Raw genomic sequence first — 21,843 nt, 5'->3', positions numbered from 1 at the left:
CGCGGGCGCGCCCGCTCCCACAGGGACAGCGCGGGCTTGGAGTTGAAGCTGTACCTGTGGGAGCGGGTTCACCCGCGCAGAGGCCCTCGTAGCCAATCACGGCTGCTGATTCTGGCTCAGGTACTTGTCCACCGTAGCCTGCCCTTCCCCCGCATCCCCCGCCACCTGCCACAGCCGCCGTTCAATCCCCTGCGCCAGCAGATGCCCCACCGCCGCCTCGATCGCCGACAGCACGCACAGCTGCGCCGGTTCGTTGGTGGTGTACCCCACCTCGGCCTCGAGCAGCTTCTTGAACTCGATGAACTTGAACACCCCGGCGCTGCGGCCGACCGAATAGATGGTCTTGCTGGTCATCACATTGGCCAGCACCTGCCCGGTGCGCACGTCCACCGCACGCAGGTTAACGGTCACCTGGTCGACGCGGTACTCGCGGGAGATGTCTATACCCAGGTAACGAGCACCCTCGCCGCCGCTGCGCACGTTGGTGTCGTAGGCGATGATACCGCCCTCCAGCATCAGGTTGGCGGCCTGCAGCGGTGGCAGCTCGCCCATGATGTTTTCCGGTACATCAGGCTTTTTCTGCGAAGCACGGATGATCTTGCGCTCGGTCAACAGGTTCTGCAGGCCTTCACGCTCCAGTACCACGAACCAGCCGCTGGCGTTCAGGGCGTCCATCAGCATGCTTGCCGCACCCTGGGTGACGCTGGTGGAGAACGAGCTGGCCGGGGTCGGCTTGTACTGCCCGGTCTGGTCGCGGAAGCCGTACACCACCGCCATCAACCGGCCCTTGGGCCGTGGCATGTTGATCAGGTCGTAGTAGGTCGAGGCCCGGGGGGTCAGGGTCGGGGTTTCCGAGTCCTGTTCGGCGGGCATCGGTTCGCGCAGGCCACACCCGTGCAGACCCAGGGTGGTGAGGATCAGCAGCGTGCTCAGCAGACGTTTCATGGTGTTCTCTCCCCAAACAAATAGCCTTGCACCCTCAAGGGTTCAGGCCGCTGACCTCAATGATCGAAATTTCTCCTGTGGCGCGATCGGTGACCTTGATGCTCAAGGCCCCGGAATCGTCGATGACGTCGATGAGAAACGCATCGGTCGCCATGCTGCCGGTGTTGCCGTTACTGATGTTGTCCAGCAACTGCGACAACATCCGCGACTCCAGCTGGTTGCTGAAGCGCTCCAGGGCCGTGGTGCCGGCAAAGGCCGAGGAGCGGTCCTTGAGGTCGGGGTCGTCGTGGTCGTTCTGCGCCTGGGCGTTGTTCAGCAACCAGGTGCCATTGAGCGGGTTGCCGCCAAAGGCCGGGTTGACCGGGGTGTACACCAGCTCGGTGGCCTGGGCGGCACATGCGCTGGCAAACAGGCAGGCGGCGATGCAACGGGGTATGTGGTACTTCATAGCTCGTCCCTCTCCAGATCGGTGGTGTCCTGCAGCAGGCGTTGCAACTTGCGTTGGATTATTTGCTGCTTGACCAGGTCGGCTGCTGCAACGGCCTCGTCCTTGAGCTCGGTGGTGTTCGGTGGCAGAAAGCGGCGGTACACCACCTCACGCTCGAATTCCACGGTGACCAGGCTGCCCCAGCGGGCATCCGGGCGTTCGCGCACCACCAGGTTGAAATCCAGCCGGCTGGTGGCGCGCAGGCGGTCGGCGAAGTAGTAGTAAAAGTCGTGGCCGATGTGCGAGATGGTGTTGTCGACGATGAAACCTTGCATCTCGTCCTCGTCCCCTGCCCTGGCCGAGGTGGCCAGCACTGCCACCAGCAGCAGGCCCAGATACAGCGCGGCCAGGCGGCTCATGGCGTGTCTCCCGGGCCGGCATGGGTCTGCACGCCACCGGCACTTTCGGCAAAGGCCTGCTCGGCGACGAACTGCCAGTCGCTGTAGTGCTCCAGCCCGTCGAAACCGCTCCATTCGGCGCTGAAGCCACTGCGCTTGAACGGGGTGGCGTCCGAGCGGCTGTGCACGCCGGTGATGCGGCCGTCGATCGAGCGCAGCAGGCCCCAATCGTCACTGTTGGTGATGGGGTCGGGGTACAGCCGGCGAATGTGCCGCCTGGCCTGCGGGAAGCGGTTGTCCTGCAGCAGGTCGGCCAGTTGCTGGGGATACTGGGCCAGCCCCGGCGAGGCGCGGTAGTAGCTGCGCAGGGCCTGGGCATATTGGCTGCCCACCCACAACAGTTGGCGTTCGCGGTCACGCTGGGCAGCACTGGCCCAGAGCGTGCCGGTGGCGGCCAGGGCCACGCTGCTGACCGCAATCAGCAGCAACACGCCCAGGTAGGTGAAGCCGGCGTCGGCCTTACCATTCCGCGAACAGGCTGCCATCGCGCGCCCTCCCTGTGGCACCGCTCTTGATATCGGCCACGCCGCCGGCCACGCCTTCGGGCGGTGGCACCAGCTGCCAGGCATCGCTGCGCTCGGTGATCGGGTCTATCGGGGTGTTGCGCAGGTAACGCTGCTCCACCAGTTGCTCCAGCGAGTCGGGGTAGTGGCCGGTGTCGCCGTAGTAATGGTCCAGCGCCTCGCGCAACACCGCCAGGCTCTGGCGCAGGGTGGCTTCGCGGGAGCTTTCCAGGCTGTTGAAGTAGCGCGGCATGGCGATGGTCATCAGCGTGGCGATGATCGCCAGCACCACCAGCAGTTCGATCAGGGTGAAGCCTTTGCTGCGTTTCATGGCTGTCACCATTGCCCGTAGGGGATGTTGTTCAGGCCTTTGCCGCGGGCCTTGGAATACACGTCGAACACGTCTTCGCCTTCGCGCGGGTTGTCGGGGCTACTGTCGTAGGCGCGCAGCCCCCACCCGCCTTCGTCCTCACCCTTGGCCGCCACCAGCGGGTCGTGCGGGATGCGCCGCAGGAAGTAGAACTTGGCGCCCTTGGCACTGCGCACATCGCGCACGCCGTCGACCAGCACCTGCAGGTTCGGCGGGTAGCCACTGGCGTCCAGGCGCTTCTCGATGTAGCCGGCATCGAACGCGCGCTTGTAGGCGTCGATGGCATCGCGGATCTGGTACAGCGCCTCGCGCAGCTGCTGCTCCTTGCCGCGGCGCACCACGGTTTCGGTCAGCGGTGCGGCCATGCTGGCAAGCATCCCGAGCAGTGCCAGGGTCAGCACCACCTCGATCAGGCTGAAGCCCTGCATGCGGCGCTGCGCGATCATGGCCGCGGGCTCCCTTTGGCCGGGGCGATCGCCATCTGGCTTTCCACCACCGGGGCGTCGGTGGCCGGGGCATTGCCAGGCACATCTGCCGGCGGCAACGGCGCCATCTGCCGCACCTGCATGGCCGACTCGGTGCCGGTGGCGAACTCCATGTCCGACGGGCTCTGGTACGGCAGGTTGCGCACGATGCGCGGGGTGATCGCCAGCACCAGCTCCGACTTGCTCATGTCGTCCTTGTTGCTGCCGAACAGCCGCCCCAGGCCGGGGATGTCGCCAAGGCCCGGGATCTTGTTGCCGCTGGCGTTGTGGTCGTTGCGCACCAGGCCGGCCAGCACCTGGGTTTCGCCATCGTGCAGGCGCAGGGTGGTCTGGGCGTTGCGGGTGTCGACCTGGACCGGGATGGTGCCCTGACGCGTGGCCTCCAGCGGGGTGGCGTTGCTCACCTCCAGGGCTACCTTGATCGCCACCTCGTTGTTCAGGTGCACGGTGGGCTGCACTTCAAGCTTCAGGCCGACGTCCAGGTAGGTGACGCTTTCGGTGATCACCGGGCCCTGGGTGGACGGCACCGAGGTGGCGCTGATGATCGGCACCCGCTGGCCGATGTGGATGCGTGCCTGCTCACGGTTGCTGACGCGGATCACCGGGCTGGCCAGGGTGTTGATGTCCTTGTCCTGGGCGTTGATCTTGGCCTGCGGCGCCGGCGCGATGCTGATGCGGCTGGAGTCGATGCCCTTGAGCTGGTCGAGCACGCTCACCGGCTGGCCGTCGGAGCTCAGCACACCGAAGGTGTTCGGCCATTGCAGGCCGAGGTCGAGGATGCGCGAGGTGGCCACTTCCATCACCTCCACTTCCAGCACCACCTCGGGGTTGGACTGGTCCTGCGACTGCAGCAGCTTCTCGGCCATGCGCACGGCATCGGGGGTGTCGCGCATGGTCAAGGTGTTGAGGCGTTCGTCGACGAACACGTCGCGCGTCTTGAGCATGGTCTTGACCATGTTCAGCGCGGTGTTGGAGTCGATGCTGGTCAGGTAGAAGGTGCGCATGACCAGTTCCTGGTAGTCCTTGGTCTTCTGTGGCGAGTCGGGGTAGATCATCAGGGTGTTTTCGTTGACGATCTTCTGCCGCAGCTGGTTCTGCTCCAGCAGCAGTGCCACGGCGTCCTCGATGCGCAACTCGCGCACGAAGATGGTGGCCTTCATGTCCGGGCGCATGTCCTTGTCGAAGATGAAGTTGATGCCGGCGACCTGGGACAGCACCTCGAAGATGGTCTTCAGGTTGGCATCGCGAAACTCCAGGGTCACCGGCCGCTCCAGCTTGCTGCGCAGCTGCGGGAACGGTTGCGCGGTGCGCGCCTGAACGTTCTCGATGTCGCTGCGCAGGGCAATGCCCTTCTGGTTCTGCGGGTCCAGGCGCAGCACTTCGCGCATGTAGCGCTCGGCACCGAACAGGTCACCCTGGCGCAGCGCCGCCTGGCCCAGCGCCACGCGCTCGTCGAGGGTACGGATCAGCTCCAGCTGGCGGATACCTTCCTGGGCGCGGCGGTTGTTCGGCTCCAGGGTCAGCACACGGCCATAGCCCATGCGGGCGCCTGCGAAGTCGTGACGGATGCGGTCGGCGTCGGCCTGGGTCAGCAGCGCCTCGACCGCGGCCTGGCGGCTGTGGGCCAGGGCGATGTTCAGTTCGGTGTCACGCGGGTCCTCGCGCAGGGCTTCTTCCAGGCGGGCAATGCCGGCTTCGTACTGGCCCTCCTTCATCAGCTGGTCGCTGTCCTTGCGTACCGCGCTGGAGCCGCAGCCGGCAATGGCCACGCACAGCGCCACTAGCAGGAACGGAGCCGGTTTGCACAGCTTTGACGACTTCATGGTGCGCTCCCTACAGACAAAGTCTGCGACTGATGCAAAGGCAGGTAGACCAGATGCAGCTCGCTGGCCGATACCCGTTCGAGGCGGTAGGTGTCTTCGATCACGTCGCCCTGGCGCACGACGTAGAGTTTTTCTCCGCTCTGCAGAAAGATCTGCAGGTCGTCGCGGTCGCCGATGCGGCCAATGAACTGGAATGGCAGAGCCGGGGCGGTCGGGGCTGAGGGGGCGACCGGGGCGGCGTTCACGGGTTGTTCGGTGACGGTGGCAAGGGCCTGGGGTCTGGTCCATTGCTGGGTTGGGAAGAGATCACCAGAGGCCTGTTCCGGCCTATTCGCGGGTGAACCCGCTCCCACAGGGGACGGGGACGCAGCCGAATCCTTTGTGGGAGCGGGCGCGCCCGCGAAGGGGGCCACGCCGTCTTCCTGGCCAAACCAGTGGCCCGGGGCCCAGGCCAGCGCCGCGCTCACGCCGAGGAAGCCAACCCAGATGACAGCACGTTGTGTGTTCATCACGACCTCGACAGGTAAAGGGTCATGCGCAGGCGGGCGTTGAGCTCACTGTCGCCAATGCGTTTGCGTTGCAGCTCCAGGTCTTCCAGTACCAGGGTCGGCAACTGCTTGAGCAGGCCCTTGAGGAAGCCACGAATCTGCGGGTAGCTGCCGCGCACCGGCAGCACGATCTGGTAACGCGCCAGTTGCGTCCTGGGGTCGATGCCCAGGGCGTATTCGCCACGCGCGAGGCTGATGTGCTCGGCGCTGGCCAGGTGGTACAAGCGCTCGATCAGCGCACTGGCCTGGGGCTGCCCCGGCAGTTGCTGGCGCAGGCTGTCGAGGGCCTGCTGCTCGGGTTTGATGGCGATCTTCAGCTCGCCACGCCTGACCCGCTCGACCTGCACGCTGGCGTCCGCTTCGGCGGCGCGCAGCTCGCGCAGGCTCTGCCATTGCGGCAACACCCCGGCGCACAGCACGCCCACGGCCAGCAGGCCCACCGCAACCGCAGCCAGGCCGACCGGGCCGATGCGACGCAGACGTTCCTGGAGGATCAGGCTGTTCAGCGATTCACGGGCGCGCATGGCCGGTCTCCCAGGTGGCGGTGAGGGTGAAGCGCACCGGGTGCTCGGGCTGCGCGGCCAGCACCTCGTGGTTGAGCAGCGACACATCGCTGAGCTCGGCACTGCCTTCCAGGCGCTGGTGATACTGCAACATCGCTTCCAGGTTGCGCGCCTCGGCGGTAATGCGCAGCTGGCCTTTGCGCGCGTCGGGGGCCAGGCTGAGCAGGGCCACGTCGTCCTGTGGCTGCGCTTCGAGCATGGCGAACAGCTGCTGCCAGGGCCGTTGCAGCTGCTGCGACACGCTTTGCATCTGCGCCAGGCGCTCGGCCTGTTCGCGGCTGGCGGCTCTGCTCAGCGGTGCGACAGTGGCCGGGCGACGGCCCAGTTGCTGCTCCAGGCGGTGCACGCTGGCCTCCACTTCGACCTGCTCGGCCTGCAAGCTTTGTTGCACCAGCACCAGGCCGGCGACCATGGCACTCGCCACGGCCAGCAGCGACCAGGCCAACGGGCTGCTGCGCCGGGGCTGGAATTCCAGGTCGAGACGGCGCATGTCAGGCCACCGCCCGCCACATGGCGCAAAGCGGGTCGGCATCGCTGGCCGGCTGGCACAGCTGCACCGCCGCCAGTTGCGGCACCTCGCCCCGGCCCGGGGCATGCAGGTAGACCCGTGGCAGGTGCTCACCGTACAGCTCGCAGGTGCGCTCGATCAGTGCTTGCAGGGCCTGGTCGCTATCGGCGCAGCCTTGCGCCAGCACTTGCTGCCAGGCCCCTCCGGCGGCCAGCAGCAGCACGCTGCGGCGCGGTTCGGCCAGGACGAACAGGAAGTCACCCTGCTCCAGCTGTGCCGAACAGCGGTTGTAGGCGGCCATCAGGTACGGCTGCACCGAGCGCAGGCTCAGGTGGCTTTCCCGGCCCAGCGCCTGCAGCCGCTGCAGCAAGGCTTCGGGCAGAGCCGTGGCGATGCGCGCGGCACCTGCCGGCTCGGGCGACAGCACGATGCGCCAGTCGTCCAGCGGCTGCCCGTAGAGGTTTTCGAAACAGGCCCGGGCGTAGGCGTCCAGCTCGCGCGGGTGGCTGATGGCATCACTCCAGGGCACCAGGCAGAAGCGGCTGTAGCGGGCCGACAGCAGTACCCGCAACTGGGCACCGCGCACAGCATGCTCGGCCAGCAGCGTGGCCAGGGCGTCGACGGCGGCCTCCCAGGCCGGCTGGGTGGCATCGCAGGTAAAGTCGCGGCTGCCCAGCCATTGGTGGTGATTGGCGTGCCAACTACCCAGGCCCACACCTTCGGCACCGAGTACGGCGCTGTATCTGTAAGCGCCACGATCAGATGAATGTGACACGGTTGATCTCCTCGAGAGTGGTACGGCCATCCCGGACCAGGTCCAGGGCCGAGGCCCGCAGCAGGCGCAGGCCGCGCTGGCAGGCGAGGTTCTTGATTTGCGACAGGGGGCGGCGCTCGACGATCATCTGCCGCAGGTCGTCGTCCAGGTGCAGCAGTTCGGCGATGGCGCTGCGGCCGCGGTAGCCACTGCCGCGGCACTGACCGCAACCCTGGGCGCGGACGAACTTCCAGCCGGCCACGCCCTCACGGGTCAGGCCTGCGCCGTACAGGGTGTCGTCGTCGACTTCGCACGGCGTGGCGCAGTGCGGGCAGGCCAGGCGGATCAGGCGCTGGGCCAGCACCGCATTGAGCGCGGAGACGAAGCTGTAGGGGTCGACCTGCATCTGGCTGAAGCGGCCGATCACATCGAATACGTTGTTGGCGTGGATGGTGGTGAACACCAGGTGGCCGGTGAGCGCCGACTGCACGGCAATTTGCGCGGTGTCCGGATCGCGGATTTCGCCGACCAGGATCTTGTCCGGGTCGTGGCGCAGGATCGAGCGCAGGCCGCGGGCAAACGTCAGGCCCTTCTTCTCGTTGACCGGGATCTGCAGCACGCCGGGCAGCTGGTATTCGACCGGGTCCTCGATGGTGATGATCTTGTCCACGCCGTGGTTGATCTCGCTGATCATGGCGTAGAGGGTGGTGGTCTTGCCGCTGCCGGTGGGGCCGGTGACCAGGATCATGCCGTACGGTTCGGCGGCCAGCCGGCGCAGGGCGCGCAGGGTTTCCTCGGCAAAGCCCAGGGCCTGCAGCTGCACGCCGCTGACCCGGTCGGACAGGTCCTGCTTGTCGAGCACCCGCAGCACCGCGTCTTCGCCGAAGATGCTGGGCATGATCGACACCCGGAAGTCGATTTGCCGGTCGCCCACGGCAACCTTGAAACGGCCGTCCTGGGGCACGCGTTTTTCGCCGATGTCCAACTCGGCCATCACTTTGATGCGCGAGATCACCTGGTCGGCGAAGGCGCTGCCGCTGGCCTTGCCGGCGCCGTTGAGCACGCCGTCGATGCGGTACTTGATGGTCAGGCCCTGGCCGGTCATGCCCAGGTGGATGTCGCTGGCGTGCAGCTTGAGGGCGTCGTACAGGGTAGAGTTGACCAGCTTGACCACGCGGCTCTGGTCTTCGCTGATGCTGGCCAGCGACAGGCGCTGCAGCGGGTCGCTTTCGCTGCTGGTTTCGGCGTCGTGGTCAAGAGCGTCCACGGCGTGGAAGCTTTCTTCGTGGCGGGCCAGGAAGGTGGCCAGGTCTGCGGCATGGGCCAGGTACAGCGGTGCGCCTTGCAGCACATCGTCGATCCAGGCCAGGCGGGCGTGGTCGAAGGGATCGGCGAACACGCCCAGCAGTTGGCCGCCCTGCTCGATCAGCACGAATTCACGCTTCAGGCACATCGCCAGGCTGACCTTGTCGAAGCGTGGGTTGCTGGCCAGCAGGGCATGGCTGCCCAGCACCGGATAATGCAGGGTCAGGCCCAGGCGCTGGGTGAAGATGTCGGGGGTGTCGCAGGCCAGCTGTTCCAGGCGGGTGAGCAGGCGTTCGTCGCTGCTTTGCAGGCGGGCCTGGGCCAACAGGTCGCGGGGGTAGGCAGAATATGCTTTTACCTGTGCCGGCCCTTTAGCGGGTAAACCCGCCCCCACAGGATTTTCGATATCTTCAGGATTGCAGTGCCCCTGTGTGAGCGGGTGTACCCGCGAAGAGGCCGGTGCAGGCGGTAGAGCGTCCTGGGTTGCATCGAATGCTTCTGGCATGGCCTGCGACTCCGCTCAGGGGCGCGTCGCAGGTTGGCTCGGCCAAGGGTGCGGGCGCCGCTATTCCCCTGTGAGCAGTTGATCGTCGTCGGGCCCTGGAGGCTTGGCGCCGTTACGGCGGCGGTCGGCCAAAACCCAGCTTCCATCGTACAACTGCAGGGGGAACGATTCGTTCCTGTTCTGGCGTCGTTCGACGAACCCTTCAGCCGGGTTGTCCGTGGCCCTGCGCCGGCGCTCGATGCCCATCAGGTCGAAGATCGCACGGGCCAGTTCCACCAACGGGAACGGCTTGAACAGGACATGGCTCACACCCAGTTCGGCGGCCCGCTCACGCACCTCGACGGTGGGGTGGGCGGTAATCAGCACGAAGTGGCACTGCCTGTTCCTGCGTACGGTCTCCAGAACCTGAAACCCCTCCATGTCGGGCAAGCGGTAATCCAGCACGATCACTTGCGGTGCCAGGCTTGCAGCCTGCTCGATACCACTGGCACCGTCGTGGGCAACATGAACTTCCAGGCCTTGCGCCTGCAGGTACGCCTGCAGGTTCTGCGCAAGAGTCTGTTCGTCATCGACTACCAATACTCTGTTCACCAAGGTCGACTCCCAAGAACTGCCCGGTAACCCGGTCTGCGAAGTGCGCCCCTGTACAGGCTTGAGCAGGCTTCGTGCCAGGCGTGAATAGTCATGCTGAATAACCGTAACTCATTGATTTTGCAGGGGCGCTGATCACCACCCGCAACGCGGCAAACAGGCGCACCGGCCCCGTTCCCCACATGCGGGGAAACTGATGGCACACTGCTACTTCGTTATTCCCCAGCATTGGGGAAACGCCATCAGGAGCCTCAGTTGGCGATCTCAACGGTAGCGGACGCACGCAAACGTTGGCGCACGGCCTGGCGCGCCTGCGCTTCCCGCTGCCCGATGAGCGCGGCCCTGGCCAGCGCCAGGCCCTGTTCGCGTATGACCGAAGAGTCGTCACTTTGTTGCTGCACTCCTTGCAGGTTTCGCGAATTGGCATCATAGAATGCCTCCACTTCGGCCTGGCTGGGCGCGGCCACCGCGCTGAGCTGGGCATACACCTGCTGCGCGGCCAGCTCGCGCCGGGTGTACTCATTGTACTGTGCCCTATCGAAACCCGCTTCCGCCAGCCGCCGCTCAAAAATTGCCGGGCTGCCAAGCGCGGCCTCGACCTCGCCCACATGCGCCGATACCTGCTCATCGCTGACGGCTATGCCGCGGCGCTGGGCCTCCTGCCACAACAGCTCCTTGTCGATCAGCTCATCCAGGGCCTGGTCGCGCAGGCGCTGATACAGGTTGGGGTTGCGGATACTGGCCACCGCGCGGCCCTGGGCGTCCAGGTATTCGCTGAAATAGCGCTCCAGGCGCATCGTCTCGATCTCCACACCGTTGACCCGCGCCACCGGCATGTCAGCCCAGGCTGCCTTGGCCAGCACCTGCAACAGGCACAACAACAGAACACGCATGGCAACCTCCGCTCAAGGGTTTTCCGGCAGTGGCCGGTACGGGGTGACTGCGGTAAAGCGCGGCCCGGGCAGGGCCACCGCCACCACATGGGCACCGGCCATGCCTTGCCGGCGACCTGGGCCGAAGCCCAAGGCCGGAGTCAGGCCGGTGGACACATCATGCAGGCCTTCCAGCGCGGCAATCAGCTGCTCGCGGCTGGTGTCACGGCCAGTCTGCTTCAACGCTTCGCTCAACAGGCGCAGGGCGCACAGTGTGTTGACCTGCAACGACGCCTGGCGTGGGTCGAGGCCCTGGCGCTGCTGCAGGCCGGCCAGGGTCGCCAGGCCCTGTTCGGTCCAGTCCTCGGGCACGTACGGATAAGCCAGGAACACCCGTTGCGACCAAACCTCGGGCAAGCGCGCCACGGCGCCGGTCACCTGGCTGGAGGCGGCGAACAGGTATGGCTGGCGGCCGGCTGACTGCAGTGCCGAAGCCAGTTCGGCAAAGGCCTGGGCACGGCCGAGGAAGACAATGCCCTGCCCGTCCACGGGCTGGCCAGCAAAGGCCTGGGCCGCCGGTGGTACCCAGCCCTGCTGCTGCAAGCGTTCGCGCACCTGCTCGGCCAACGCCGCTTGTTCGTTGCCGGCATACACCACACGCAGGTCGCCCGCTGCCAGGCCCAGCGCCGCGCGGGCGTGGCCGGCCAGGCTGAGCAATTGCGCGGGCAAGCCGGGCAACGGGTCGAAAATCTGTGGGCTGCCACCGCTGCGTGGGGTGCTGCCGATCAGCGGTACATTGTGTGGTGCCAGCAAGGTTGCCAGGCGCTGGTCGAGCATGGGTGCCAATGGCGCGATCAGGGCGAACACCTGCTCCTGCTCCAGCAACTGCTGCAGCGCCCGTTCGGCGCTGGCCGGGTCGAAGCCCGGATCGAGCACAACCAGTTCCAGGCGTCGCCCGTGGATGCCGCCCTGCTGGTTGAGCTGCGCCAGGCCGTCTTCCAGCACCGCACGCACCACCTGCCCGGCCTCGGCCAGCGGGCCAGACGCCGGCAGCAAGGTACCCAGGCGCAGCACACCCTCCTCCACGCCAGGGTCGCGGTCCTGGGCCAGGCGCTTGAGGTAGGCCGTGAGGTTGCGCTGGTCGGCCAGGGTCAGCTCGAAGCGCGGCATGGCCGGGTCCAGGCGATTGCCGGCCGGGTCGACGCCTTGCTGAATGGCCCGGGCCAGGCTGCTGTCGGTGTATGCCGGGTAGCGGCGGCCGTTGCTTTCGCTTTCGCGTTCGCCTTGGCCTTGCGCCAGGCGCTGCCAGTCTAGGCTGGGTGGCCGCACACCACCTTCGGCACGACCGCGGCCATCGTTGCCGTGGCAGCTGGCGCAGGGCAGCACGCTGGCGGGGACCGTCATGTCGCTGGCGCCGACCCGGGCTTGCAGCTGTGCGTCACTGCTGGAGACGCCCTCGCGGTAGAGGCGTTTGCCGGCTTGTTCATGTTCGGTCAGGTCCAGGGCAAAGGCAGAAAAAAAGGGTGCCATGCCGAGCACGAACGCCAACCAGATCGCAAGCCCTGTGGGAGCGGTCTTTGTGGGAGCGGCCTTGCGTCGCGAAAGGGCTGCGCAGCAGCCCCAGCGATAGTTGCACCAGCCCAGAAAACGGGGAGCGCTGCAAGGCCGCTCCCACAAAGACCGCATCCACAAAGGGAGTTCCCAGAGTGGCAGATGCCACAGAGGCCAATGCCGCAGGGATCGCATGATACTCACCGCCCTGCCAGAGGCAGTGCCAGCAACTGCATGCGCTGGGCAATCGCCGCCGGCGGTGCATCCGGGCGGATCTTGCTCCAGCGCTTGCCGGCCACGTCGCCGGCTATCAGCTGTGTGGAATGCTGCTCGGGGCTGGGCAGGAACTGGCCGATGCGCCCGAGCACCAGGTCGACATTGGCCTTGTCACCGGTCAGGAACAACCAGTTGGGCCCATCCACGCCCTGCTTCCCGGCAAACGCCTTGAGCACCTCGGGGGTGTCGTTGAGCGGGTCGCTGCTGATCGACACGAAAGTCACCTGGCTGGCCAGCTGCGGCCCCATGGTCTCGCGCACTTCGCGCAACTTGCGGGTGATCAGCGGGCAGGCGTCGGTGCAGTGGGTGAAGATCACGTTGAGCATCACCACCTTGTCCTTGAGCACATCGCTGTAGAAGCGCAGCTCGCAGCCGTTCTGGTCCTTGAGCACAGTGTCGGTGAACCAGGTCTGGGCATCGCGGGTACCGCCGCCACTGGTCATCGCCTGCGGGGCCGGCTGCGGCTCTGGCGCCTGCGGGGCATGGCCTTCATGGGCGAGCGCCACCGAGGCAAGGATCCACAGGCAGCCACCCAGCACCAGCCAGTCAAAACCGCGCATGCCTACGCGGCGGGAGCTTGTCTGGCTCATGGTTGCACCTCGTGATGGTCGGCAATGGCCGTGCTCTTGGCATGCACCCGGCGGGCGCCGAGGCGGTTGATTTCATCGATCAGCACAGCCGGGTCGGTGAACCCGTAGTAGCGCGTCCAGTGCCCGGTGCGCCCGTCGCCCACCAGGATCAGCGGTGGGTGCTGGCTGAGGTCGGCGCTGAAACTGCCCAGGCCCTTGAGGGTTTCGCTGATGGCGTACGGCGTGCCGGTCAGCCAGCTCCAGCCCGGCCCTTTCTGGAAGGCCTTGGCGTAATCCTGCAGGCGCTTGGCGTCGTCACGTTGCGGGTCGACACTGATCGACACCAGATGAATGTCTTGCCCTACCCGGCCACCCAGTTGCTGCTGGACCTTGCCCATGATCGACGACACCACGGGGCACACCGTGGTGCAGCTGGTGTAGATGAAGCCCATGACCACCAGGTGGTCGCCCACCAGGTCTTTTTCCAGGCGTACCGGCATGCCGTCCTGGTTCAGTAGCGAGACATCGGCAAAGCGCACGCTGGCCTTTTCCTGGCGCGCCGCCGGTGGCTGTTCGGCGTGGCCGTTATGGTCGTGGCCACCATGGGCCTGGGCCAGGTTGCCGGCAAAAGCCAGGCTCAGGGCCAACAGTTTGCAAGCATGCTTGGCGTTCATCGCAGATTCCTCACGTCATTCTCGGAAACGGTGGACGTTGCGGCCGGCAGGACGCGCAGGCTGGTGTAGTTTTCCTCGGCGAACCTGCGCCCCAGCGACGGCGACTGCACGTGCAGGTACCAGGCACCGGGTTCTGGCAGGGTCAGGGCTGCCTGATAGATGCCCTCGCCCACTTCCTCCAGCCGCAGGTTGCGCGGCATCGACGAAGGCGCCAGGAAGTAACGCAGGCTCAGGTCGTTCAGGCCCAGGCGCGGCTGGCCATCGTCGCCAAGGATGCGCACCCGTGCATTAATGGCGCTGTGCTGCGACAACGGCCTGTCCAGGCCGATGAACTCGGCGTGCGCACCCTTGCGCTTGCCGGCATTCGGCGCTGCGGCCACGTCGGTGCTGAAGCAGTGGATGATCTGCGGCTGGTTGAGCAGGAAGGCCACGTCGAACTTGCCGGCCGCGGGCATCTTCACCGTCGAGCCGTACACGCCCGGTGCCAGTTCACGCAGGCTGCGGTCGACGACGATGGCGGCGCGGGCCTGGTGGCCACGGTTGTTGTAACCGGACATCGGTGCGTTCATGCCTTCGGCGTAGAAGTAGGTGGTGTTGTCCACCGGGTTGACCACGAACACCGAATTGTCGTCGCGCGATACCGAAAGCCCCTGGGCCAGCGGCAGGTCACCGGCCTGGCGTGGCGCCGCCGGGCCGGCCTCGAAGCCCTGTATGATCGGCGAACGCCCTTCGCCCAGGCTGGCCAGGTTGATCATGCTCACCTTCGACGAAGCCAGGCCGCGCACGTAGGCATAGCCCTTGGTGAAGGTCAGCTGGTACGGTTCGGCCGCCACCGGGATCTGGTGGATCAGCTTGTCGGTACTGGCGTCGATCACCAGGGCCTGGTTCTCCAGGGTGTTGAGCACGATGCCGTAGCGGCCATCGCTGCTGAAGCGCATCGGCCCCAGGCCCGGATCGGCCTGGACCGTGTGCCGCAGCTGGTGGCTGCGGGCATCGAACACGCGCACGCTGCCCTCCTCGCCGTCGACCACGTACACCGCCTGGGACAACGCCGAGTAACTGACCGACAGCGGGTGCGGGCCAACCTTGATGGTCTTGGCCAGGCGCATTTCCGGGATGTCGATGACGCTCAGGGTGCCACTGTCACGGTTGCTGACATAGGCGTAGCGCGAGTCGGCACTGAAGGCGATTTCGTGGTGCCCGCTGCCGGTGTTGAAGGTTTTCAGGGTGTTGCGACCCGGTACATCGATCACCGTCACCCCGCCCTTGGCCGGGTCGCTGCTGTTGTTGCCTACCCACAGCCGGTGTTGGTCCGGCTGCAGGGCCACACGCAGCGGCTGGTCGCCAGCGTCCAGGTCGGCCACGCGGGTGAAAGTCTCGGTGTCGATCACCGAGACCTTGCCGCGCTCGGGGATGGACACGAATACCAGCTTGTCGTCACTGGTGGCCACCCAGTCCATGGGCCGCCCAGGCAGGTCGATGCGGGCCATGGTGCTGGTCACGCCGCCCACCGACACGGTCGGGTCGATCACCGTCAGGCTGGCGTCCCTGTTCATCATCAACAGAAAGTAACCGTTCAGGTCGAGCAATGGCCGGGCGCCGATGCTGCTCTTGAGGAACAGCGCGACACGGGCCTTGCAGCTCTGGTCGCGGTCGCCCTCCGGGGCCGACTGCGTCGGGTCGATCCACGCCCCTGGGGCCATGCCCGACAACGGCTGGCCACTGGCCTGGTCACTGACCTTGAAACGAATGTTGGCAAAGCTGCCCTCCTGCAGCTCGCCCCCCGCCAGCGGCCGGGCCTCGAACTCCACGGTCACGCCGTCCCGGCTCAGCCGGTGCAGGGCCTGCGGATCGTCAGCGTCCTGCAGATACTCGCGCGGATCGCACCAGAGGCTTTCATAGGCTACGCCCAGGCCGATCAGCGCTGCCCCCAGTGCTACACCCATGCATGCAAGGCGGGTTTTCTTGTTCATGTTCGCGCCCCCATTTACCGTCACTGCGCCGGTGCCGTTGCCGGCGGCGCTTCATTGGTCACCCGCAAGATCCCCCACAGCCCCGAGAGGTTGCCGTAGGCGGCGTAGTCGCGGAACAGGTAGTCACCCGCCACCGCGTTGGCGCCGCCGGCACTGGGCAGCATGAAACTGAAGTGCGCCGCTGGCAGCACGCTTTCCTGGGCACCGATGTACATGGCCATCGGGTTGTAGCCGAAGCGCACCGAGCCGATGCCGGGCAGGCTCAGCGGGTAGCCGTCCACGTCGTTCTTCTCGGCCTGGTAGTTGTGCAGTGGCCACAAGTGGCCATCCAGCTGATAGACCATGCCGCGGCTGCCACCACTGGGCATCACGATATGGTTGCGCACTGGCTGGCCGGGCTTGGCGTACAGCACCGGGGTTTGCGGGTCGCCACCGACCAGGGCGTTGGCGTAGGCCATATGGGCGTTGGGTACATCACCAAAGCCCAGGCCACCGGCGCGGCCGAAGGGTGAGTCGGGGGCCATGCCGAAGCGCAGCCACAGGGGTTCGGTCTTGTAGTTGACCGCCATGTTGCCGTTGTCCTGAGGGTCGCCGGCGGCGCCGTTGCCTTCGGTATTGATGCCCTCCACCGGGCGACCGTCGGCCCAGCGCATGTTCAGCGCACGCTGCCATACCGTGACGAAGTCGCGGTAGTCCGGCTGGCCGGTGACTTTGACCGTGGCCTGGGCCCTTGTTGCGGTGTCCTCGGTCCAGGTGGCGGTCTGCGGCAGGATGCTCATGGCACCCACCAGGCCTTTCTGCGGCTGCTTGATGACGTCCGACGGGGTAAGGTTGAGGCCGCCGAATTCGATGGCCGTGGTGTTGATGTTGTCTACCGTGCGGCCCAGTTGCGACACCGGCTTGCCTTCACGCTCCAGGTGGCCGGCATAGTACTGATAGGTACGGGTCGGCCAGGCGCCGCTGGTGCCGGTACGCGGGGCCACGGTCTGCACCGGGTTGAGGCCGACGTTGGCGCCGTCGGACTTGGTGATGTCGTAGGCCAGCAACTGGGCATGCAGGCCCACGTGGCTGGATGGCCGCATCAGGTTGTTGGCAAACGCGGTGGCACCCTCGCTGTCGAAGCGGTCACGCTTGACCACGTTGTGCATCACCGCAGTGCTGGGCAAGTCCGGCATTACCAGTGGCAGGCGGTTTTCCAGAGTGATGCTGATGCACTCGCCAGCGTTGGCGCGCAGCACCAGCGGCTCCACGGGCACGCCCGCCTTCAGCTTGCCGGTGGTGGCGTCCAGGTCGGCCTTGCGCACGTACAGGATCGCGGTCGGGTCGTGCAGCGGCGCGCTGTGGCCACCGATGGTGAAGGTTTCCCCATCTTCGGGGTCTACCCCACTGACCAGCGGGATGGCGGTCTTGCGGCTGTTGAACACCAAGGTGCCGCCGTTGGCCTTGAGCGGGCCGCCGACATGCTGGCCGACACCGGCCGGGTCGTTGATGCTGACACCGTTACGGTTCTCGAGGATATCGTTGGCCAGTGCCGCGACGATCTCGTAGCTGCGCTTGACCGTGGGGCGGGTGCCGACGCCGTTGGGGTTGGCCGTGGTTTTCGGGCAGATGCCATCGAAGTTCACGGTGTTGCGCATGGCCACCGGCTGCGGGTTGTTGGGCAGCGGGAACAGGTCGGCACGCTGCGCGGTGTAGTTGCGCATGATCCCCCAGATGCCGTTCCAGTAGCCCTCCAGGGCCGCATCCAGCGAATACAGGTAGTCACCGTTGGTGGCCGCTGAACTGGAGATCATCGACACCGGCGCCATGAAACCCAGTTGCTCGGAAATACCGATCATCTGCGATGACTTCCAGCCCGAGTTGGAGCTGTTGCCGTAGCCGGTGCCGTTCTGCAGCCACTTCACGCCATGCAAGGTGATGTTGTGCTCCTCTTCATGGCCACCGGCGTGCATGCGCAGGCGCACGTTGTCGCCGGAGTAGGTGCGCAGCATCGGGGTGAACGGGTCGCCCGGTTCGCTGCCGGCCGCGTTGATGTGCGGCGGGAACAGCGTGGTGCCGCCAGTGGGGCCGACCGCCGAGGTGATCGCCGAGGGCGCCAGGTTCATTGCCGGGATGGCGCGGTCGGTACGGGTTTGCAAGGCGTAGCTCAGGTCGCCGGCCAGGCCGTCGGCCTGCATGCCACGCTTGCCGTCCGGGCCGACCTTGTTGGGGTCGTAAACACGCAGGGCCAGGGGCTCGTTGCGGTAGTTGACGACGAACATGCCCGGGTCGTCCACCGAGATGGCCTGTGGGCAGGGCCGGCTTGGGCAACCCGGGTTGATGCCACCGCGTTCTTCGACGATGGCCTCCAGCAGGTTCGATGCCTTGCCGCGCACGGGCGGGTTGATGGCGTAGCGGAAGCTGTCGGCAGTGGCCGGGTACGACTGGGCATTGGGGATGCCGTCCGGCCCGGCGCCGACGTACACACCGGCCTCGTACGCGTGCTGGAAGTCGCTGTATTCCAGGAAGAACTCGCGGTAGCTGTCGTTCTTGCCGTCGCCGTCGTGGTCACCGGTCTGGATCACCGCCTGCCACGAAGTCGGGCCACCGTCCTGCCGCGTGGCCGGGTTGTACAGCTTCTCGCCGGTTTCGGCGTGGTACCAGGTGGAGTTGGCCGGTTCGGCCAGCACGGTGGCATACAGCCCAAGCTGCTGGTGGGTCGATGGGCCGAGGTGGTCGTGGGTGAAGATGGTACCCAGGCCACGGTCGACGTTGTACACGTTCACCAGCGGGTCGGCGAACCAGCGCTGCATGGCCGTGCGTGCGCCCAGCCAGTCGGCCCGGCCAAAGCGGCCGAAGTACGGGTGCTGCCGGGCTTGCGGGCAGGCGGCGGTGCCGTCGCGGCTATCGCCCTGGGTGCAGCCGTTGTAGGCACGAATGGCCTGCACCCGCTCGACCACGCTGCCGGGCGATAAGATGCCGTCTTCGTAGTTCCAGCCGTTGGCCGAGCCGTCGGCGGCGGTCAGGTCCCACTTGGGCAGGTGGATGTGCTGGCCGATCACGTCGGTCGGGGTGCGCACCTGGTAATCGTCCATCTCGTAGATGTTCGGGATCAGGTTGGTGTGCTGGTACATGGTGCAGTCGAAGGTGTTCATGCGCATCACCAGCGGCTCTGGCGGGCGCTGCTTGGTGATCACCGGCCAGGCGTCTTCCCACAGGGCGATGATGCGTGCCTGCGGGAAGTGGTAGCCGACCTTGTTGTACACCGCGTCGAACTGGATGTTGGCGCCCTTGTAGATGCGTGGACGGTCGGCGGTGAAGGCCGAGGCGCCACGGAAGTTCAGGCCCGACAGGCTTTCGCCGCTGAAGTATTCGCCTACCCCGGAGGACTGGGTCAGGCGTTTGCCCCGGTCATCCATGCACGGCTCGTAGAACGGCGCGCCGGCAGTGGGCAATGCGCCGTTGGTGCGGAACGCCTTGGCCACCGGCTCGCTGCCGGGGATCAGGGCAAAGCTTTGGTGTTCGGCCTGGGCGTGGAACTGCATGGCCGCCTGCTCGACATCGGTGCCTTCTTCGGGCAGATAGATCGGCTTGGCCTTGTGTACCACCTTGGTGAAATCGAGCTTGGTGGTGGTGGTTTCGGCTTCGCCGCCGGCGGATACGCCGTCCAGCGCATGGCGCCCCAGGCCACCGTCCCAGCCATCGACCTGGTTGGGGTCGAGGTTGGCCCACAGAGCCTTGCCGCTTTCCTTGAGCTGGCGTGCCATGGCCGGGTCGAGCATGTCCAGTGGCGGGGTTGGTGGGCGGTTGCCCACGCTGCTTTCCATACCGCCGATCCAGAACGGATAGCCAGGGTTCTTCAAGGTGCCGTCGGCGTTGCGGTTGGCGTCGCTGCGGTCGACCAGCGCCAGCGAGCCGATGGCCTTGCGAACCGGCGCCTGGTTGGCTGGTTCTTCATCCTCTTCTTCGGGCTCGTCGTCGTCATTGGCAGCAACCAGCTCTTCGGACAGCTTCGGTACCACCACCACCTTGCCTGGCATCGGCGCCATGGCCTTGCCGGGCAGCGGCACGATGGCCGGGATTGGCGTGCCAGCAACGATCTCGCCATCGGGCAAGGCCCGGGCGCCAACCGCCGGCTTGCCACTGCGCAGGGCGAACGGGGTGCTGTGGAAGCCATTCTCGCCCTGCCCGCTCACTTCAAGACGGGTGCCTTCCTCGAACACGTCATGCACCCGCCACATGGCCCACATGCCCTGGGCGAAGTGCGGGTAGAAGTGGCAATGGTAGATGGCATCGCCCGCCACCCGGTTGCGGTTGCCCGCACCGCCGTTGGCGATTTCGTAGGTGTAGCCGCCCCCCGCGCCGATGCCCTGGGCATCGATGTAGTCGGAATTGTCGTCATTGGGGTTGAACAGCCACTGATGGCCATGCAGGTGGAAGATGTGCTGTTCATGGCCGTTGTGGGTGTTGCGGAACTTGGTGAAGTCACCGATGTAGCTGTGGTGCACGTTGGCCGGTTCCGCCGGGAACAGGGCCATGCTGGCCTTGACCCCGACGGCGCTGGCCGGTGGTACCTCGCCAGGACGGATGTGCTCCAGGCCGACGTTGGCCGGCACGTCCACCAGCGTACCGACATCACCGACCGTGTGCGAACTGAGGAAGAACTCCTCATAGGCGCACGACAGGCAGTCATGCATCGGCCCCACGCCCAGGCGGTTGGCCACCACTTCGGCGCCCATGCCACCGGAACCGTAGTTGATCATGAACGAGTCGCGGGTGGGTTCCAGCACATGGCCCATCACCGGGTCGGCCCAGTAGCCAGGGAACGCCTGGGTGCCGGCGACCTCGTCGGCGAATTGCGAGGCGAAGTCACGGAACGCCTCCAGGCGGTTGGGCAGCGCCGGGTTGCGCTTGCCCAGGTTTTCCAGCGGGTAGGTGGATTTGGGGAAACTGCCATCCGGGTTGGGGCCCATGACGATGGCATCGGTTTCGCTGTTGATGATTTCGTTGCCGTCGACCATGGCAATGATCGGTTTGCCGGCCTTGCCTTCGGCGATCCAGGGCTGAATTTGCGGGTAGCGCGCTTCGTAGTCGATCACCGGCTGGCCGGTGGCGGTGCGGCCGGTGGTGGCCAGGCGCATTTCTTCTTCGGTAAGGGTATTGCGGTAGGTGCGGCCGAGTTTTGGCACCACCACTACCTGGCCGAACAGGCCGTTGGCAACGTTGCCCGCAGTGCCCTCGCCGCCGAATGTGGCGGCCTTGCTGGTAGCGGCAAAAGCGCCTTCGCGTTCGGCGTACAAGGTATAGCTGCGGGTGCTGCCTGGGCTGACGAAGAAGTTGCCATTGCGCCCGGTGTAGGCAGAAATATCGGCGATGCTGTTGACCGCCTGCATGCCGTTGACCTGGAAGCCGACCATGCGCTCGGCCACCTGCTCGTCGGCGACGAAGCCTTCGGCGGCGTCATTTTCGAGCTCCGGCCCCTCCTCTTCGCCCTCAGGCTCTTCAGCCTCGATGCCGTGCTTGTTGGGGTTGGCCTTGTAGTCGAGCAGGTTGGTCAGGTTGACGGTAAGGCATTCACCGGCGGCCACCCGCAGCACGATGGGCCGCGGGCGCTTGTCCGGGCGCAGGGTGACCTTGCCCGGTACCGCCGCCCCGCCGCTGCTGAGGGGGACCATCTTGTCGTCCACCACATCCTCGCGCAGGGCGAACATCATGCCGTTGGCGTTTTGCGCGCCAAGGCGGTTGAACATCAGTGGCTGGTCCAGCGCCACCACGTTGGCGACCAGGGTGCGCTGGCACTGCACGGCGGCTTCGCTGGTCGACTCCCAGCCGAGCAAGGCCAGTACGAGTGATGACAGGATGGGGCCTTTGAGTGGCATAGACATGCTGCACCTCCGGTACACAGGATCTCTGCGTGGAGCTGGAGCAAGGTGTATGCCAGGAACGGTTTGCTTTTATTTTCAGTTGGTTGCAGCGGTAAACGAAACAGGTTGGGGAGGATTCCCCAGCGGTTTTCCCCGAAACGGGGGGTGGTTTGCAGGTGTTCGTCACGAGATATTCCCACAGGTACAGCATTGCTCTCGAGGTTGTCGCTGTACCTGTAGGAGCGGCCTTGTGTCGCGATGGGGCGCGCAGCGGCCCTAGGATCTTGACTGCGATGCGGA

19 protein-coding genes are annotated in these 21,843 nt (G+C 66.0%); all 19 read right to left on the bottom strand.

All coding sequences use genetic code 11. The features are described from left to right. Window positions 1-96 precede the first annotated feature (96 nt). Window positions 97-945: a CsgG/HfaB family protein gene (locus CAF92_RS11000; protein WP_085600776.1), complete on the bottom strand. Its 849-nt coding sequence runs from the start codon at window positions 943-945 to the stop codon at window positions 97-99. Between the two features lie 34 nt (window positions 946-979). After that, window positions 980-1,393: a curli assembly protein CsgF gene (locus tag CAF92_RS10995; RefSeq protein ID WP_046614342.1), complete on the bottom strand. Its 414-nt coding sequence runs from the start codon at window positions 1,391-1,393 to the stop codon at window positions 980-982. Further along, window positions 1,390-1,791, bottom strand: coding sequence for a curli production assembly/transport protein CsgE (gene csgE, locus CAF92_RS10990; protein ID WP_046614343.1), 402 nt, complete (start codon window positions 1,789-1,791; stop codon window positions 1,390-1,392). The genes CAF92_RS10995 and csgE overlap by 4 nt, the downstream gene beginning before the upstream one ends. Beyond that, window positions 1,788-2,315 (bottom strand): type II secretion system protein, encoded by a 528-nt coding sequence (locus CAF92_RS10985; RefSeq protein WP_085600774.1) that lies wholly within the window; start codon window positions 2,313-2,315, stop codon window positions 1,788-1,790. Before CAF92_RS10985 ends, csgE begins: the two co-directional genes overlap by 4 nt. Further along, window positions 2,290-2,664, bottom strand: a complete 375-nt coding sequence (locus CAF92_RS10980; RefSeq protein WP_024087221.1) for a type II secretion system protein — start codon at window positions 2,662-2,664, stop codon at window positions 2,290-2,292. The genes CAF92_RS10985 and CAF92_RS10980 overlap by 26 nt, the downstream gene beginning before the upstream one ends. 5 nt (window positions 2,665-2,669) lie before the next feature. Next, on the bottom strand, window positions 2,670-3,149 hold the full coding sequence (locus tag CAF92_RS10975; protein WP_046614344.1) for a type II secretion system protein: 480 nt from the start codon (window positions 3,147-3,149) through the stop codon (window positions 2,670-2,672). After that, entirely contained in the window at window positions 3,146-5,011 is a 1,866-nt protein-coding gene (locus tag CAF92_RS10970; protein ID WP_085600772.1) for a secretin N-terminal domain-containing protein, read from the bottom strand. The genes CAF92_RS10975 and CAF92_RS10970 overlap by 4 nt, the downstream gene beginning before the upstream one ends. Then, a complete protein-coding gene (locus tag CAF92_RS10965) occupies window positions 5,008-5,520 on the bottom strand; it encodes a hypothetical protein (protein ID WP_085600770.1) in 513 nt (170 codons plus the stop codon). The genes CAF92_RS10970 and CAF92_RS10965 overlap by 4 nt, the downstream gene beginning before the upstream one ends. Continuing rightward, window positions 5,520-6,083, bottom strand: a complete 564-nt coding sequence (locus CAF92_RS10960; protein ID WP_046614347.1) for a GspMb/PilO family protein — start codon at window positions 6,081-6,083, stop codon at window positions 5,520-5,522. The genes CAF92_RS10965 and CAF92_RS10960 overlap by 1 nt, the downstream gene beginning before the upstream one ends. Beyond that, window positions 6,070-6,612 carry a PilN domain-containing protein gene (locus CAF92_RS10955; protein ID WP_085600767.1) on the bottom strand — a complete coding sequence of 181 codons (543 nt, stop codon included), beginning with the start codon at window positions 6,610-6,612 and terminating at the stop codon, window positions 6,070-6,072. The genes CAF92_RS10960 and CAF92_RS10955 overlap by 14 nt, the downstream gene beginning before the upstream one ends. Window position 6,613: 1 nt before the next feature. Beyond that, window positions 6,614-7,405 carry a hypothetical protein gene (locus CAF92_RS10950; RefSeq protein ID WP_046614349.1) on the bottom strand — a complete coding sequence of 264 codons (792 nt, stop codon included), beginning with the start codon at window positions 7,403-7,405 and terminating at the stop codon, window positions 6,614-6,616. Further along, on the bottom strand, window positions 7,389-9,194 hold the full coding sequence (locus CAF92_RS10945) for a GspE/PulE family protein (RefSeq protein WP_256573722.1): 1,806 nt from the start codon (window positions 9,192-9,194) through the stop codon (window positions 7,389-7,391). The genes CAF92_RS10950 and CAF92_RS10945 overlap by 17 nt, the downstream gene beginning before the upstream one ends. 60 nt (window positions 9,195-9,254) lie before the next feature. Beyond that, entirely contained in the window at window positions 9,255-9,788 is a 534-nt protein-coding gene (locus CAF92_RS10940; protein WP_046614351.1) for a response regulator, read from the bottom strand. Window positions 9,789-10,036: 248 nt separating this feature from the next. Continuing rightward, window positions 10,037-10,678 carry a SurA N-terminal domain-containing protein gene (locus CAF92_RS10935; RefSeq protein WP_046614352.1) on the bottom strand — a complete coding sequence of 214 codons (642 nt, stop codon included), beginning with the start codon at window positions 10,676-10,678 and terminating at the stop codon, window positions 10,037-10,039. A gap of 12 nt (window positions 10,679-10,690) precedes the next feature. Continuing rightward, window positions 10,691-12,187, bottom strand: coding sequence for an ABC transporter substrate-binding protein (locus CAF92_RS10930; RefSeq protein WP_178081777.1), 1,497 nt, complete (start codon window positions 12,185-12,187; stop codon window positions 10,691-10,693). 221 nt (window positions 12,188-12,408) lie between these two features. Further along, window positions 12,409-13,074, bottom strand: coding sequence for an SCO family protein (locus tag CAF92_RS10925; RefSeq protein ID WP_085600763.1), 666 nt, complete (start codon window positions 13,072-13,074; stop codon window positions 12,409-12,411). Further along, window positions 13,071-13,727 carry an SCO family protein gene (locus tag CAF92_RS10920; protein ID WP_046614354.1) on the bottom strand — a complete coding sequence of 219 codons (657 nt, stop codon included), beginning with the start codon at window positions 13,725-13,727 and terminating at the stop codon, window positions 13,071-13,073. The genes CAF92_RS10925 and CAF92_RS10920 overlap by 4 nt, the downstream gene beginning before the upstream one ends. Then, window positions 13,724-15,700, bottom strand: a complete 1,977-nt coding sequence (locus CAF92_RS10915; RefSeq protein WP_085600761.1) for a cytochrome D1 domain-containing protein — start codon at window positions 15,698-15,700, stop codon at window positions 13,724-13,726. Before CAF92_RS10915 ends, CAF92_RS10920 begins: the two co-directional genes overlap by 4 nt. A gap of 20 nt (window positions 15,701-15,720) precedes the next feature. After that, window positions 15,721-21,564, bottom strand: coding sequence for a manganese-oxidizing multicopper oxidase MnxG (gene mnxG, locus CAF92_RS10910; protein WP_085600759.1), 5,844 nt, complete (start codon window positions 21,562-21,564; stop codon window positions 15,721-15,723). Window positions 21,565-21,843 lie beyond the last annotated feature (279 nt).

The sequence above is a fragment of the Pseudomonas sp. B10(2017) genome (genome assembly GCF_002113295.1).
Classification (GTDB): domain Bacteria; phylum Pseudomonadota; class Gammaproteobacteria; order Pseudomonadales; family Pseudomonadaceae; genus Aquipseudomonas; species Aquipseudomonas pudica.
This window is presented reverse-complemented; position numbering and strand designations above follow the sequence as displayed.